Annotated in this window: 14 protein-coding genes; 11 read left to right on the top strand and 3 right to left on the bottom strand. The window is 65.0% G+C overall.

Annotated elements, in window-relative coordinates:
• Window positions 1–52: 52 nt before the first annotated feature.
• On the top strand, window positions 53–817 hold the full coding sequence (locus K369_RS00590; RefSeq protein WP_084570370.1) for a DUF2786 domain-containing protein: 765 nt from the start codon (window positions 53–55) through the stop codon (window positions 815–817).
• Window positions 818–916: 99 nt separating this feature from the next.
• Here the strand turns inward: K369_RS00590 and K369_RS00585 are convergent, their stop codons facing one another.
• Window positions 917–2,287 (bottom strand): HAMP domain-containing sensor histidine kinase, encoded by a 1,371-nt coding sequence (locus tag K369_RS00585; RefSeq protein WP_036286360.1) that lies wholly within the window; start codon window positions 2,285–2,287, stop codon window positions 917–919.
• Window positions 2,284–2,961: a response regulator transcription factor gene (locus K369_RS00580; RefSeq protein WP_036287401.1), complete on the bottom strand. Its 678-nt coding sequence runs from the start codon at window positions 2,959–2,961 to the stop codon at window positions 2,284–2,286. The genes K369_RS00585 and K369_RS00580 overlap by 4 nt, the downstream gene beginning before the upstream one ends.
• Before the next feature lie 297 nt (window positions 2,962–3,258).
• On the opposite strand from K369_RS00580, the gene K369_RS00575 reads away from it, so the two are divergent.
• The 10 genes from K369_RS00575 to K369_RS26910 all read left to right on the top strand — a co-directional run bounded on the left by K369_RS00575 (window position 3,259) and on the right by K369_RS26910 (window position 14,878).
• Window positions 3,259–3,636 carry a hypothetical protein gene (locus tag K369_RS00575; RefSeq protein WP_036286357.1) on the top strand — a complete coding sequence of 126 codons (378 nt, stop codon included), beginning with the start codon at window positions 3,259–3,261 and terminating at the stop codon, window positions 3,634–3,636.
• 82 nt (window positions 3,637–3,718) lie between these two features.
• Window positions 3,719–5,971: a TonB-dependent siderophore receptor gene (locus K369_RS00570; RefSeq protein ID WP_084570369.1), complete on the top strand. Its 2,253-nt coding sequence runs from the start codon at window positions 3,719–3,721 to the stop codon at window positions 5,969–5,971.
• A gap of 412 nt (window positions 5,972–6,383) precedes the next feature.
• Window positions 6,384–7,691, top strand: coding sequence for a PepSY domain-containing protein (locus K369_RS00565; protein WP_084570406.1), 1,308 nt, complete (start codon window positions 6,384–6,386; stop codon window positions 7,689–7,691).
• 221 nt (window positions 7,692–7,912) lie between these two features.
• On the top strand, window positions 7,913–8,734 hold the full coding sequence (locus K369_RS00560; RefSeq protein WP_036286354.1) for an alpha/beta fold hydrolase: 822 nt from the start codon (window positions 7,913–7,915) through the stop codon (window positions 8,732–8,734).
• Between the two features lie 46 nt (window positions 8,735–8,780).
• A complete protein-coding gene (locus tag K369_RS00555) occupies window positions 8,781–9,461 on the top strand; it encodes a hydrolase (RefSeq protein ID WP_036287394.1) in 681 nt (226 codons plus the stop codon).
• Window position 9,462: 1 nt separating this feature from the next.
• Window positions 9,463–10,680 carry an MFS transporter gene (locus K369_RS00550; RefSeq protein ID WP_051948644.1) on the top strand — a complete coding sequence of 406 codons (1,218 nt, stop codon included), beginning with the start codon at window positions 9,463–9,465 and terminating at the stop codon, window positions 10,678–10,680.
• Window positions 10,677–10,925, top strand: coding sequence for a XapX domain-containing protein (locus tag K369_RS00545; RefSeq protein WP_036286351.1), 249 nt, complete (start codon window positions 10,677–10,679; stop codon window positions 10,923–10,925). Before K369_RS00550 ends, K369_RS00545 begins: the two co-directional genes overlap by 4 nt.
• Before the next feature lie 52 nt (window positions 10,926–10,977).
• Window positions 10,978–12,828, top strand: a complete 1,851-nt coding sequence (locus tag K369_RS00540) for an amidohydrolase (RefSeq protein WP_198032982.1) — start codon at window positions 10,978–10,980, stop codon at window positions 12,826–12,828.
• Between the two features lie 26 nt (window positions 12,829–12,854).
• Window positions 12,855–13,763 (top strand): VOC family protein, encoded by a 909-nt coding sequence (locus K369_RS00535; protein WP_036287388.1) that lies wholly within the window; start codon window positions 12,855–12,857, stop codon window positions 13,761–13,763.
• Window positions 13,760–14,878 (top strand): DUF1275 family protein, encoded by a 1,119-nt coding sequence (locus K369_RS26910; protein ID WP_198032981.1) that lies wholly within the window; start codon window positions 13,760–13,762, stop codon window positions 14,876–14,878. The genes K369_RS00535 and K369_RS26910 overlap by 4 nt, the downstream gene beginning before the upstream one ends.
• Window positions 14,879–14,906: 28 nt before the next feature.
• On the opposite strand, the gene K369_RS00525 is transcribed toward K369_RS26910, so the two are convergent.
• The gene (locus tag K369_RS00525) at window positions 14,907–15,836 is read right to left on the bottom strand and encodes a LysR family transcriptional regulator (RefSeq protein ID WP_036286344.1); all 930 of its coding nucleotides are present in this window, start codon (window positions 15,834–15,836) and stop codon (window positions 14,907–14,909) included.
• Window positions 15,837–15,858 lie beyond the last annotated feature (22 nt).

The raw sequence follows: 15,858 nt of genomic DNA, 5'->3' as shown, positions 1-15,858 counted from the left end.
AAATCCCGGGTCAAATCTCGACGGAAATCTACACGCCGTCGCCCATGAGGGCGTGCCGGCGAGCGTTCGCGCCCTGTTCGAGGAGTTGCGTCGCCGCTTGCTCGCGGCGCGCCGGCCGAAGGCGACCGACAGCGAGGCCGACGCCGAGCTCGCGCGCGTTCTGCAACGCATCCAGGCGCTGCGCGCCAAGACGGTCGAGCAAGGTTGCACCGAGCAGGAGGCGCTGGCCTTGGCGCGCAAGGTGGCAAAGCTGCTCGACCGCTACGGCCTCACGCTGGGCGAGATCGAAATTCGCGAGCGCCCCTGCGAGGGCGTCGGCGTCGACACTGGCCGCAAGCGTCGCGCGCCGATCAACGAATGCGCACCGACCGTCGCGCATTTCTGCGACTGCAAAATGTGGTTCGAGAAAAGCGCGTCGGGCTCGCTGCGCTTCGTGTTCTTCGGTCTGCCGGCGGATGTCGCCGCGGCGCATCTCCTCCACGATCTAATCGTCCTCGCATTCGAGGCCGAAACCGCCGCCTACAAGAAGCGCCAGCCGGGCGCATCCGTCCGCTCGTTTCAGATCGGGCTGGCGCATGGCATTCGTCACAAGCTCCACGCGATGAAGACGGAGCGCGACGCCACGAACCGGGCCTCCGGCACCCGCGAACTCGTGCCGATCAAGCACAATGTCATAGAGGAAGAATTGGCGAAGCTCGGACTCTCTTTTCATGCGAAGCCGCAAGGGCGTCGACGCAAGGTGACGCTCGACGACTATGAAGCCGGCGTCGACGCCGGACGCCAATTCGAGCCGCATTGCAGCGTCGAAGGGACGTGAAGCAGCAGGCGATTTCGCCGAGACGATCCAGCGAAGCGCCTTCGTCCTCTCGCGGCCTTCGCCGAAGGCTCGGCGCCTCGCTCTGCAATCGGCAATGCGTCACGCGGCGGCGCCGAGCCGACCGAACGATAATTTGAACGTCGCGCCGCCGCCCGGCGTTTCTTCCAGCCAGATGCGGCCATTGAGCTTGGCGATCAGATCCTTGGCGATGGCGAGCCCCAGCCCGGCGCCGGGCGTCGCTTCGCTCTTTCGCCAGAATGGCTCGAAAATCATCTCCCGCTCATCCTCCGGCACGCCCGGACCATGATCGATGATCGAGATAATCGCCTCGTCATCGACGCACACGGTGATCTCGCCGCCCTCCGGCTCGGCGCGGAGCGCATTGTCGATGAGATTGCCGATGACCGCCGTGATCGCCGCGCCATTGCCGCGCACATCGACAACGACGGAAGGACCGACGAACTCTATATGCCGGCGATCACGAATGGCGAGCAGCGCGGCGTCGTCGACAACGGCGCGCGTCACCGCGCCGAGATCGACGGTCTCTTCGAGCAGCGTCGGCTGCTCGCCGGCTCGAAGCGTCGCCAGCAATTGCTCGACGATATATTTGATGCGATAGGCGTCGCGCTTCAGATCGATCTTGAAGCTCGCCTCCTCCGGCGCGTCGAGCCTCGCCGCGAGCACGGCGATGGGCGTGCGCAGCTCATGCGCAGCATTCGCGGTGAAGCGGCGCTGGCGCTGCGTTCCGCGGTCCAGCCGTTCGAGCGCCTCGTTCATCGCGCCGACGAGCGGCGTGATTTCGGTCGGCACGATGCTGGAGGTCAGCCGCTGATCGAGCGAATCCATATCCACGCGCGCCGCCTCCTCCGCGACGGCCCGCAATGGCCGCAGCCCGCGCCGCATCGCGAACCATGCGGTCGCGGTCGAAAGCGATACGGCCATCACCACATAGATGTTGAGCCAACGAAACTCCCGCTGCCAGGCGTCGAAAAGGTCGTCCCACCGAAACTTCTGGCCGTAGACGGCGATGTGAAACCGCCCATAGGGCGTCCATTTCTGCTCCATCAAGCCGAGAGGCGCCGACTCCTCGTCGCCCGGCAGGATGAAATGCGTATGCGTCGGACTGACGCCGATCAGATTGCGGAGCACCTCGACCAGCTCCGGCGACGAGCCGGCGAGCGCCCGTCGCTGCAAGTCGAAAGCGGCGATCTTCATTTTCGGCGCACGATCGAGCTCCGCCCGCAATTCTGTGGTCGGCGCGAGGACGGCGGCTCCGTCCGCGCCAATGGCGACAGAGGCGACGACCTGCTTTTCGGCGCGCGCCTTGGCGAGTTCGTCCCAGGTCGTCGCAAACAGCTCGACGCCGGCCATGCCGAGCCCCAGGGTAAAGACCCAGCCGAGCAGAAAGGCGGCGAGCTGCGCTACGACCAGATAGAGGACGATGCGATGCGCTAGCGACTTGGTGATCAACGCGCCTGCTCCGTCAGCAGATATCCCCGCCCTTTCACCGTGTGAATCTCGATCTGCGCGTCCAGCGTCGCGAGCTGGCGGCGAAGGCGCGATACGACCGTGTCCAACGCATTCGCCTGAACCTCCTCGTCGAGGCCATAGATCTCCTGAATGAGAATCTCTCGCGCGGCGACTCGGCTCGCGCGCTGCATCAAGGAACGCAGCAGCATCATCTCGCGCCGGTTGAGCGCGACTGGCGCGCCGCCCACCATGACCTCGTTGTTCTCGAGATCGAAGGCGACGGCGCCGACGACGATCGGCGGCAGCACGCTTCCGCCGGGACGACGCATGCAGGCGCGAATGCGGGCGATCAGCTCCTCTCCTTGGAAGGGCTTGGTGAGATAATCGTCGGCGCCCGCCTCGAGGCCCGAAATCTTATCGCCGAGCGCGTCCAGAGCGGTGATCATCATCACTCTTATGCCCGGCCGCATGGCGCGCGCGCGAGATAGGAGCGATATGCCGTCTCCATCCGGCAAGCGGCGGTCCAGCAGCAGAAGATCATAGGCATGCACGCGCAAGGCCGCGAGCGCATCGGCCAGAGTCGACGCCCTATCGATGATGAAGCCGGCGTGCGAGACGAGCGACGCGATGAGGCGCGCCATATCCCGCTCGTCCTCGATGAGCAATATCCGCATCGAACGACGCTCCCTCATCGTGGCAGACATGAACCGTGCGTCGTGATTGGTGGCGCAGATCGATTGTCGAATCAAGCGGCTTACGGCTTTCATGTCGAAGGTGTGGCGCCGCGGACACAGCTCCACGAATTCGCCCGCCGCGCGCCCCCTGCCAGACACTCGACAGGTTGCGCGCTTAAGACAGAGCTCGATGCGGCGGTGTGCCGAAGCCGGGATGCGAGCGAATCTCGCCGCGCCCCGCGTTCGAGCGGAAGGCGAATGCCACAACGAGACGTAGGCCGGGATGGCGCTCGGCGCATGATTTCGACGGCGCGCTCCCTGGTCGCGCTCGTTCTCATATTGCTGTTTGCCGCCAATCCGCTTTGTGCGCATATCCCGGCGACGGCGCAACGGCATATGGCCGACGGCTTCCCGCTCGCGACAGGCCTCTCGTTCGCCGACTGCGCTCGGCCGGCGCGCGGCGCCGCCGATCCCGTCGCTCCGAGCGAGCGGCATGGCCTCGCCTGCGCGATCATATGCGGCGGCTTTGCCCCCGTCGGAGTCGGCCTCGTCGAAGCACCCGCCGCGCCGGCGATAATCGTCGCTGACACGCCGCTGCTGCACAAAGGCGCGCGACGGACCGACAGTTTTGGACGATCCTGGTCCTCCCGCGCGCCTCCACTTTCCTTCTCCTGAACCGATCGAGCGCCGCTCGACCAAGAAGAGCCAGCAGAAATCGCCACCAACGCGCGCCAGCGGCCGCGTCAGGAGAATTTTCATGTTTCGCAACAGCCTCTCGCGCGGCGCCTCCGCCGTCGCGCTCCTATTCGTCATCGATGCGTCCGCCGCCTTTTCTCAGGAATCCCTGCCGACGATCGATATCGGCTCCGCCGGAACCGGGGCTGGCGATCGCGCGCCGAGACGCGCCGAGCCCCGCGCTCCGCTCGACACGGTGGCGCCGGCTGCGAGCCGTCTCGATCTGACGCCGCGACAGACGCCGGCCTCGGTCCATGTGATGACGAGCGATGAGATGCGCGAGCGCGGCTTCGATCAGGCGCAAGACGCCGTCGCCGCCTTTCCGGGCGTCATCGTCGGCAATAATCCGATCAGCCCGACTAGCTATTCCATGCGCGGATTCACGGGCAATCAGATCACCGTGCTACGCGACGGCGTCTTTCTCGGTCCGGCCAATTTCATCAATCGCCCGGCCAATAGCTTCAACGTCGAGAGCGTCGAGGTGCTGAAGGGCGCGGCCTCGCTGCTGCACGGACAGGGCGCGATCGGCGGCGTCGTCGATATTCGCACCAAGGAGCCGAGCTTCGGACCGACGCGATTCGACGCTTTCGTGAATGGCGGCAGCTTCGGGACGGTCAATCTCGGCGTCGGCGTCGGCGCGCAGCTTTCCGACGACATTGCGGCGCGGCTCGACGTCAGCCGCAGCCGCTCATCGGGCTTCGTGAAGAATGCGCCCTCCGATTCGCTCAATCTCACTGCAAGCATGCTGTGGAAGCCGCAGGAGAATTTCAGCGTCAAGCTGGGCATGGATTTTCTCGACGACAATATGTCGCCCTATTACGGCACGCCCCTCGTCCCGCTGCCCTATGCGCGCTCGCCCATGACCGGGGTCGTCACCTCGTCGACGGGCCTCGCGCTCGATCAGGCGATGCGCTTCAACAATTACAATGTCGGCGACGCGCTGCTGGCGACAACGCAATTCATGCCGACGGCGCATGTCGTCTACAAGCCGACGAGCGAGGTCACCTTCACCGACGACGCCTATTATTTCTTTGCCGACCGCAAATGGCAGAACGCCGAGACCTACACATTCCTCGGCCCGAACAATGGCAGAACGGACGCTCTCGGCAACCCCATTCCCGCCGGAACGATCGCTCGCGATCGCTTCTATGTCTATCACGATCAGCACAAGCTCGGGAACACGCTGACGATGACGGTCGATCGCCCGATCCTCGACTTCGACAATAAATTCCTGCTCGGCGCCGACGTCAATTCGACGCATTTCGTCCGCGACCGCGGCTTTCCGAGCGCTTCGATCGCCGATTATGTCGACGCTTGGAATCCGAATCAGGGCGCATGGGGCCTCTACGCCGGCGAATGGCCGATCCGCCGCTCGCCGACGCGCATAGACGATTACGCGGCGCTCTTCGAGGATGTGCTCACTCTGCGTCCCGACCTGAAGCTCGTGACAGGCGCCCGCTATGAGTTCGAGCGATTGGACCGCGTCAACTATAATCAGAACGGCACATTCTCCAATACGACGAGCTTCCGGCGCAATTTCCACCCGTTCAATTTTCGCGTCGGCATGATCTATGACGTGACGAAGGATATCTCGCTCTATGGGCAATATACGACCGCGAAAGACCCGATCGGCTCGGCGATCTATGTCGTCAACGCCGCGCAGAATTTCAATTTGAGCAGCTCGCGCCAGTATGAGGTCGGCGCCAAGGCCTCGTTCCAGGACGGCAAGGGCGAAGCGACTCTCGCGCTCTATGAAATTCATCGCGCCAATATTCTGACGCAGACGACGCAGAACTCGGCGAGCAGCATCGGCAGCCAAATGTCGCGCGGCGTCGAGGCCTCGGCGAACTTTCTCATAACGCCGCAATGGAAAGTGTCGGTCAACGCCGCCTATACGTATGCGCGCTACGGCTTCTTCGTCGATCCGGCGACGCTGGTGATCGGTACGGGCAATCGGCCGCCGAATGTGCCGACCTGGACCGCCAATCTCTGGACCTCCTATTCCAACATCGCCGACCTTCCCTTCGATGCGGGCTTCGGCCTGCGCTTCGTCGACTCGCGCGCCGGCAACAACGCCAACACGCTTTTTCTCGAAGGCTATGTGCTCGCCGATATCGGCCTCACCTATCATGTCACACCGGGAGTCGACGCGACCTTCCGCGTCAATAATCTCTTCGACAAGACCTATGTGAACTGGGCGGAAGTGTCCTATCCGGGCGAGGTGATATTGGGCGCGCCGCGCAGCGCCACCTTCGGGCTCACGATGAAATTTTGAAGTCCGGGTTGCGACCGCGGGAGAACAGAACACGGCAAGGCGGTGGGTTATGGAAGCTCGCATCAGAGCTCACCGCCGAGTCTTGGCGGCGATATTGATCATTAGTCTCTGGGTAAAATACGACGCCGATGGCGATTTCCGCGGGCCGAGCCTCGGCGCGGGCGTTCAGGCGGTCGCGCGGCAGGGCGACAACAACAGCAGCTTCCGGGTGCCCGGCTATGCAATGGCGATGTATCGCTTCCCGCCGGCGCATCTGCCCATGGTGAAAAATCCGAGCTTTCATGAACGTGCGCAATTTGCTCGACGAGACCTATTATACGGGCGCGACCAGTCGCAACGCCATCATACCCGGCGCGCCTCGGACGTTCATTTCCTCGATGCGGGCGGAGTTCTAGAAATACGAGAGGAAGAGATGCGGCAAATCACGACTGGGCTACAGCCCCTTTCTTCCGGCGCGGTCGACGCGCCGGCCACTTCGGCGCGAAGCGCCGCCGACACACGGACGCGCGCCGACGCGCGTCGCCTCTTCGTTTGGCTCCACCGCTGGGTCGGCCTCGTCACGGCGGGCTTCCTGATCCTGGTCGGGCTGACCGGGGCGCTGCTCGCCTTCTATGGGGAACTGAGCCATTGGATCGCCCCGGAGGCCTATCCGGGGCCGCATGGCGAGACGCTCCCGCTCGCCGCCCTCGCGCGCCGCGCCGAGAGCCTCGTTCCGCAGGGGCGCGCGGTCGCTGTCTATCTCGGCGGCGAATCCGGCGCGGCCCGCGTAACGATGCAGGCGGCGACAGGCGCCGAGCCGCTCGGCTTCGGCGCTGTGACGCTCGACGCCGTGACAGGCGAGGATCTCGGCCGCCGCGGCAGTCCCGGCGCGCTGCCCAGCCGCGCCGCCGACATCATGCCTTTCGTCTACAGCCTGCACTACCAATTGGCGACGGGCTCCACCGGCGCCTGGATTCTCGGAATCGTCGCGCTCTTATGGACGATCGATTGCTTCGTCGCCTTCTATCTGACGCTACCGCGCGCGAGCCCCGGCAATTCGCGCAGCTATCTCACGCGCTGGAAGCCGGCTTTTCTCGTCAAGCTCTCCGGCTCCTTCTATCGCATCAATTTCGATCTGCATCGCGCCGGCGGATTGTGGCTGTGGGCGATGCTGCTCGTGTTCGCCTGGTCCAGCGTCTTCTTCAATCTGAACAGCGTCTATGCCGGTGTGACCAAGCTCGTCTTCGACTACTCGCCCCCGCCCTGGGAATGGCCCGCGCAGCCGCCGCGCACGGACGCGCGCAAAATGCTGGAATGGGAGGAGGCGCAGGCCGTCGGTCAGCGGCTGATGGCCGCTGAGGCGCGCGAGCGCGGCTTTTCCATCGAGCGCGCCGATGCGCTCTACTACAAGCCGGCCAAGGGCCTCATCCAATATCGCGTGCGGTCGAGCCGGGATATCGGCGAGCGTACTGCGACGACTTCCGTTCTCTTCGACGCCTATACGGGCGAGCTGGTGACGCTGAGCCTGCCGTCGGGGCTGCGCAGCGGCGACACCGTCACCAATTGGCTCACCGCCCTGCATATGGCGCGCGTCTTCGGCCTACCCTATCGCATCTTCGTCTGCATCCTGGGGCTGGTCATCGCCATGCTCTCCGTGACGGGAGTGTATATCTGGTGGAAGAAGAGAGCGGCCAAATCGGCGCCTTCCGGCCGGCGCAAGCCCTGCCCGGGCGAGCCGTAGCGGCGGGCACTCGACCTCCGATCGCGCGCCCCCGAGCCGAGCTGCCGAGCACGATCGTTATAAGTCCACGCCGAATGTTCAAGACCAAGGCGCCGGCCGGACTTAGTCTTTCAAGCAGGCGACCAGGAAAGCATCGCCAGAACGGCTCGTGCATTTCTCTGAATGAGGTGCACGATGAGCCGCAATGCGCCTCCGATCACGGCAGCCGAGGAGTCGAGAGCATGAGCTACTTCACCGCATCCGACGGCGTAGAAATTTTTTACAAGAGCTTCGGCGACGGCCAGCCGATCGTGTTCTCGCATGGCTGGCCGCTGACGGCCGACGCATGGGAAGGGCAAATGCTGTTCTTCGGCATGCGCGGCTATCGCGTCGTGGCGCACGACCGTCGCAGCCATGGCCGCTCCCAGCAGGTCTGGGACGGCAATACGATGGACCGCTACGCGGACGATCTCGCCGAGCTGCTCGAGATCCTCGATCTGCGCGACGCCGTTCTCGTCGGGCATTCGACCGGCGGCGGCGAGGTCGCACGCTACGTCGGACGCCATGGCGTCGGTCGCGTCGCAAAAGCGGTGCTCGTCGGCGCCGTGCCGCCGATCATGCTCGCCTCGTCCTCCAATCCGGAAGGTCTGCCGATGGACGTGTTCGACAGCACGCGCGCTGGCGTCGCGAGCAATCGATCGCAATTTTTCAAGGATCTCGCCGTTCCTTTCTATGGCCATAACCGAGATGACGCGAAGCGAAGCGTCGGGCTCGAGGACGCCTTCTGGCTGCAAGGAATGGAGGGTGGGCTCAAGGGGCTCTACGATTGCATCCGCGAGTTTTCCGAGCTCGACTATTCGGCCGATCTCGCGAAGATGACGATCCCCACATTGTTCATCCACGGCGATGACGATCAGATCGTCCCCCTTGCCGCCTCGGCGCAGAAGGCGGTTCGGCTGACGCCGCAGGGCGAGCTTCTGGTCTATCCCGGCGGATCGCACGGCCTCGCCCAAACCGACCCAGAGAAATTCAATCACGACGTGCTCGCGTTCATCAAGCGCTGACGCGCGAGGCGCCGCCCAAATCCGCAATCCACAATTGGAGAACGACATGACCGCTAAGCTCGAATTGCTGACGCCGCAGAACAGCCAGCTGATCTTCATCGACCACCAGCCGCAAATGGCCTTTGGGGTTCAGTCGATCGATCGGCAGGCGCTCAAGAACAATGCCGTGGCCCTCGCCAAATCGGCGAAGGTGTTCGCGATTCCGACGACGATCACCACCGTCGAGACGGAAAGCTTCTCCGGCCACACCTACCCAGAGCTGCTCGCCGTATTCCCTGAGGCGCCGCTCCTCGAGCGCACCTCGATGAACTCCTGGGACGATAAGAAGGTCCGCGACGCGCTGGCCGCGAATGGACGCAAGAAGGTCGTTGTCTCGGGCCTGTGGACCGAGGTCTGCAACAATTCTTTCGCCCTCTGCGCCATGCTGGAAGGCGGCTATGAAATCTACATGGTCGCCGACGCCTCCGGAGGCACGTCGAAGGAAGCGCATGACTACGCCATGCAGCGCATGATTCAGGCGGGCGTCATACCCGTGACCTGGCAGCAGGTCCTGCTCGAATGGCAGCGCGACTGGGCGCGGCGCGAAACCTATGACGCCGTCATGTCGATCGTGAAGGAGCATTCCGGTGCCTACGGAATGGGCGTCGATTACGCCTATACGATGGTGCACAAGGCGCCGGAGCGCGTCTCGCATGGTCCCACGCTCGCGCCCGTCCCGGCGGTCTAGCATGGACGCGCTCGGCGGCTCTGACGAGATCGCGGCAGAGCGTCTCGGCCGCGGCTTGCTGCTCACGCTCGCCGCGGCCACCGGGCTCGCGGTCGCCAATATTTATTACAACCAGCCGATGCTCGGCCTGATCGAGGCGTCGCTGGGCCCTGGCGCGGCGACGAGCGTTCCGGTGCTGACGCAGCTCGGCTATGCGTCGGGATTGTTCCTGCTCACGCCGCTCGGCGACGTCACGCGGCGCAAGCAGCTGATCGTCGCTGAATTCGTGCTGCTCGCGTTCGCGCTGGTCTTGGCTGGCGCGGCGCCCGATGCGCTCACGCTGGCCATCGCGTCGGCGCTCGTCGGTTTCGCTGCGAGCGTCGCGCAGCAGCTCGTTCCACTCACCGCGGAGCTCGCGCAGCCACAGCGGCGGGGCGCCGCCATCGGCGCGGTGATGTCGGGACTATTGCTCGGCGTGCTGCTGAGCCGCACGCTCGCCGGATTCGTCGCCGCACAATTCGGCTGGCGCACCATGTTCCTCGCCGCATCTCCGGCGATGCTGCTGGTGGCGCTCGCTCTCCAGGCGATTCTCCCGGATGTGCGCGGCGAGCTGCGGCTGCCCTATCCCGAGCTGATGGGCTCTCTGCGGCGCCTCTGGCGCGATCTGCCGGCGCTTCGGCGCGCCGCATTCACGCAAGCTTTCCTGTTCGCGGCTTTTTCCGCCTTTTGGACAGTGCTGGCGTTACGGCTCGCAGCGCCGCCTCTCGGGCTCGGAGCCGGCGCCGCCGGCTTGTTCGGCGTGGTCGGAACAATAGGCGTAATCGCCGCGCCGCTCGCCGGACGCCTAGCCGACGCGCGCGGACCGTCCACGATCGTTCGCCTGGGCGCGGCTCTCGCGCTGGCTTCCTGGGCGGGGATGGCTCTCTGGAGCGATCTTGCAGGACTCGTCGCCGGCGTTCTGGCGCTCGATCTGGCGATGCAGGCGGCGCTCGTGTCCAATCAGCATGTGATCTACGCGCTGCGCGCCGAAGCGCGCGGACGGCTCAACACTCTGTTCATGACGACCATGTTCCTCGGCGGCGCGGCGGGCTCGTTCAGCGCGATGATCGCTTGGCGACTCGGCGAATGGCCGGCGGTCGCCGTATTGGGGGCAGCGTTCAGTGGCGCGGCGCTCGTTATTCAGCTTCGCGCCCCGCCGCGCCCGTCACTCTCTCGAGAAGCAGGAAGTGAAACGCGATGAGCTCTTATCTCCTATCCCTCGGCGCCGGACTTTTGATCGGCGTCATCTACAGCCTGCTCGGCGTCCGTTCCCCCGCGCCGCCGGTCGTCGCGCTCGTCGGGCTCGCCGGTATATTGCTCGGCGAGCAGATCGTTCCGATCGCCAAACGGATCGCCGACCGAGCCGAGCTCACCCGCTTCATTCGCCATGATTGCTCGCAACATGTTCTGGGGCCGCTCCCCGCGAATAGGGACCGCGACGGCTGACGCGGCCGCGGCGATATCCTCAATGACACGCTCGCGCCACCGGAGGCTCGAAATGAAAGCCAAGGACCTGATTATCGTCAACGCCGAGGTGACGACGCTCGATCGCGCCAATCCCGTCGCCCGCGCCGTCGCGATCCGTGACGGCAAATTTCTCGCCGTCGGCTCCGAGGCGGAGATACGCGCGGCCGCGCCCGATGCGGATGTGATCGACGCTGGCGGCAGGCGGCTCGTGCCCGGCCTCATCGACAGCCATATTCATGTGATTCGCGGCGGGCTCAACTATAATATGGAGCTACGCTGGGATGGTGTGCCGACTCTCGCCGATGCGATGGCGATGCTGAGAAAGCAGGCGGAGATGACGCCGCCGCCGCAATGGGTGCGCGTCGTCGGCGGCTTCACCGAACATCAGTTTGCCGAGAAGCGCCTGCCGACTCTGGACGAGATCAACGCCGCGGCGCCCGAGACGCCGGTGTTCATTCTGCATCTCTATGACCGAGCCCTGCTGAACGCGGCGGCGTTGCGCGTCGTCGGCTACACGAAGGACACGCCGAATCCGCCGGGCGGCGAGATCGTTCGTGACGCCGCCGGCAATCCGACCGGCCTGCTGCTCGCCCAGCCCAACGCAACGATCCTCTATTCGACGCTGGCCAAGGGTCCGAAGCTGCCGCAAGAATTTCAGCTGAATTCGACTCGGCATTTCATGCGCGAGCTGAATTCGCTCGGCGTCACCAGCGTCATCGACGCCGGCGGCGGATTCCAGAATTATCCCGATGACTATCAGATCATCGAGAAGCTGCATCAGGACGGCGAGCTGACGCTGCGCATCGCCTATAATCTCTTCACGCAAAAGCCGCGGGAAGAGCTCGCCGACTTTGCGAATTGGTCGACGAAGGTGAAGCCGGGCGACGGCGACGATCTCTATCGCCACAATGGCGCCGGCGAGATGCTGGTCTATTCCGCCGCCGATTTCGAGGATTTCCGCGTCGAGCGTCCCGACATGCCGGCAAACATGGAAGCCGATCTCGAGCCGGTCGTGCGCCTGCTCGCCGAACGCAAATGGCCCTGGCGGCTCCATGCGACCTATGACGAGACAATCGGCCGCGCGCTCGATGTATTCGAGAAGGTCGACAAGGACATTCCGCTCGCGGGCTTGAATTGGTTTTTCGACCATGCCGAGACAATCAGTGAGCGCAACATCGACCGCATAGCGGCGTTGGGCGGCGGCGTCGCCGTGCAACATCGCATGGCGTTTCAGGGCGAATATTTCGTCGAGCGCTATGGCGCCAAAGCCGCGGAGGCGACGCCGCCGATTACACGCATGATGGAGGCGGGACTGAAGGTCGGCGCGGGCACCGATGCGACGCGCGTCGCAAGCTATAATCCATGGGTCTCGCTCTCCTGGCTCGTCACCGGCAGGACGCTCGGCGGCCTCACGCTCTATCCGGCGCGCAACCGTTTCGATCGCGAGACGGCGCTGCGCCTCTGGACCGAAGCCAACACTTGGTTCTCGAACGAAGAAGGCAAGAAGGGCGAAATCAAAGTTGGGCAGCTAGCCGATCTCGCGCTTCTGTCCGATGATTATTTCAAAGTCGCCGAAAGCGAGATCGTCCACATACGCTCCGTGCTGACGCTGCTCGGCGGCAAGATCGTTCACGGCGAAGGCGACTACGCCACGCTCGCGCCGGCGCTGCCGAAAGCCATGCCCGATTGGTCGCCTGTCGCCTCTTTCGGCGGCTATCACCACGCGCCCGACGCCACGCGAAGGCTGGCCTCCGCCTGTGGCTGCGTTTCCGCCTGCGCCGTGCATGGGCACGACCATGCGGCCGCGCTCGCCGCGCAAGTTCCGACAGCCGATGCTCGGAGCTTTTGGGGCGCTTTCGGCTGCGGCTGCTGGGCGGTTTGAATCTCGATCTGAAATTGGAGACGAATATGCGCCGAACCAAATTCCTCGTCGCGGCCGCCGCATTCGGCCTCGGCGCCGCCATCGCCACAGCGGCTCCCGCCGCCGCCAAGCCGCGCGCCGCGACCGACTTCGCCGTGGGGCCGCAATATAACACGACTCATGTCTATGTCGCGGCGGCGGACTTCGACAAATTCGTCGCGAGCTTCGTCGCGACATTCGGCGGCGAGACCAGCAAGCAGGGCCAATTCCAGGTCACGCCGACATCCAGCCTCACCAAATCGCAGCTCGTGCTGACGCCTGCGGGGACGATCTCCGTATTTGGCTTTCTCACGCCCGTTCCCTATCCTTTCGGGGCCGAGCGCACCGGCTATCTCGTCACCGACATCGACGCCGCGGTGAAGGCGGCGCGACGCAATGGGGCGATACGGCTGATCGAAACCTTCCCCGACCCCATCGGCCGCGATGTCGTCGTGCAATGGCCGGGCGGCGTGAACATGCAGCTCTATTGGCATACAGCCAAGCCGAATTATGCGCCGCTGACGAGCGTCCCCGAAAACCGCATCTATCTCACCGCCGACGCCGCCGATGAGTTCATCCGTCGCTGGACCGGCTTCGCGCATGGACGCATCCTCTCCGATGAGAAGTCGGCGCCCGGAAGCGAAGCGGGCCAGCCGGACAAGACCATCCGCCGCGTCCGCATCACCTCCGGCTATGGCAAGCTTACGCTTCTGGTTTCCAACGGACAATTGCCCTGGCCCTGGGGCCGCGACCTCACCGGCTATGAGGTGAGCGACCTCCAAGCGACGCTCGCCAAGGCGGAGACAGCCGGGGCAAGAGTCGTCGCGCGACCTTATGACGCCGGCGATCGACGTGCGGCGCTCGTCGAATTTCCAGGCGGCTATATCGCCGAAATCCATCAGGCGCGCGCGCAGTGAGTGCGACCTCCAAGCCCATCGCGGCGATTCTCTCGTCGCGATGGGCGAGCTTCCTCATTCGCCTGCTGCTCGTCGCGGCCTATCTGCTCGGCGGCGTGAGCAAGCTTTTGGATTGGCAAGGCGCCGTGGCGGAACAGGCGCATTTCGGACTGCATCCTCCCACCCTCTTCGCCGCGTTGACGATCGCGGTCGAGCTCATCGGTCCAGCGCTCATTCTTCTCGATCGATTGGCGTGGCTCGGAGCGGCGGCGCTCGGGATTTTCACCTTGCTCGCCGCTTTCATCGCCAACCCCTTCTGGACGATGCCGGGGCCGGAGCGCATAGCTGCGGCAAACGCCTTTTTCGAGCATCTCGGGCTCGTCGCGGGCTTCGCTCTCATCGCCATGCTCGACCTCGGCAAGCGCGACCGAAAGCCGCTCATGGGCGCTCCCTCGCAGTCTCCGCTGCCATGGCTGCTCTTGTTGCTCTCGGTCACGACCGGCCTCGTCGATGCGATCAGCGTGCTCGGCCTCGGCAAGGTCTTCACCGCGAATATGACCGGCAATATCGTCTTCCTCGGCCTAGCCGCGACAGGGGCGCCGGGCTTCGAGGTGACGCCTTATCTCGTCGCGCTCTCCGCCTTTCTGCTAGGCGCGCTCGGCGCCGGGCGCATCGGTCGTGCGCATGTCGGCCTGCCGCTGCGTCGCTGGCTGACGGCGGCCGCGATCATCGAGGCGTTATTGATTTGGGCGAGCGCGGTCATGGCCTTCGGCGTGGAAGCCACGAGCCCGCGCTCGGCGATGACGATCTACGCGATCATAGCCTTCACCGCCGTCGCCATGGGCTTTCGCAACGCGACCATTCGGCAGCTGAAGATTCCCGATCTGACCACGACCGTTCTGACCTTGACGCTGACCGGCCTCGCCGCGGATTCGCCGCTCGCCGGCGGCGCCAACGCCAATTGGCCGCGGCGCCTGGGCAGTGTCGCGGCAATCTTTCTCGGCGCGGGAATCGGCGCGTTTCTCGTCGTCCATAGTGGTCTCGCGGCGCCGCTGTTCGTGGCCGGAGCGCTGATCCTGCTTGGAACCATCGTCTGCGCGCTTCATCCCTCATCGAGCGAGCCGGCAAAGGGTTGACGAGGTTTTCTCGAGAATGAGGTCCCACTCAAACGTCGCTCAGCCCTTCGGCCGGCAAATCCTCCGCGCCCAGCGCGACGAAGCGATCGACCAGCCAGGAGGCGGCCGGCCCCGGCGGAGCCTCGCGCCGCCAAATGCACGAGAAGCGATAAATTCCGCCCCGATGATCCGTCATGGCCAGCCGCACGAGCGCGCCCGACGCCAGATCGTCCGCGACCATTTGCAGAGGCATGTTGCCCCAGCCGACGCCCTCGCGCAGCAGGGCGTGCTTCGCGCCGAGATCGGCGAGCCGCCAGCTGCGCGGGCTGACCACCGAGAAATCGCGCCCCTCGGTGAAGCGCGAGCGATCCGTGAGCACGAGCTGCGTATGCTCGCGCGCGGCGCCGGGCGGGATGCGCGCCATGCGCCCCAGAGGATGATCGGGAGCCGCCACCGGGATCAGCGCGACCGATCCGGCCGCTATGCTCTCTATCCCCTCGACTCCGAGCGCGAGCGGACCGGACACGCCGATCATCGCCGCGCCGCCCTGCACCATCGCCGTGACCGCGCCGAGCGCCTCCACATGCAGCCGCAGCTGCACGGTCGGGAATCGCCCCGCGAATTCCCGCAGCACGGCGCCCACCCGCTCCGTCGGCAGCATCACATCGACGGCGAGATCGACCTCCGCCTCCAGCCCCTCGAGCAGGCCCTTGACCTTGGCGCGCAAATCCTCGACGCCGCGCGAGATCGCCCGCGCCTCCGCCAGCAGCGCGCGCCCGGCCACGGTGAGCCGCGGCTTGCGCGTTCCCTCGCGCTCGAACAGCTCTATGCCGAGCTGCGCCTCGAGATTGGCGATCCCATAGCTGATCACCGAGACGGCGCGATTCAGCCGCCGCGCCGCGCCGGCGAAGCTGCCGGCGTCGACAATGGCCAAGAAAATGGTCAGCTGGTCGAGGCTGGGCGCGCCCGGATTGCTCACTTTTCAACTTTCTCGAACAGTT

It is taken from the genome of Methylosinus sp. PW1 (genome assembly GCF_000745215.1).
Classification (GTDB): Bacteria; Pseudomonadota; Alphaproteobacteria; order Rhizobiales; family Beijerinckiaceae; genus Methylosinus.
This window is presented reverse-complemented; position numbering and strand designations above follow the sequence as displayed.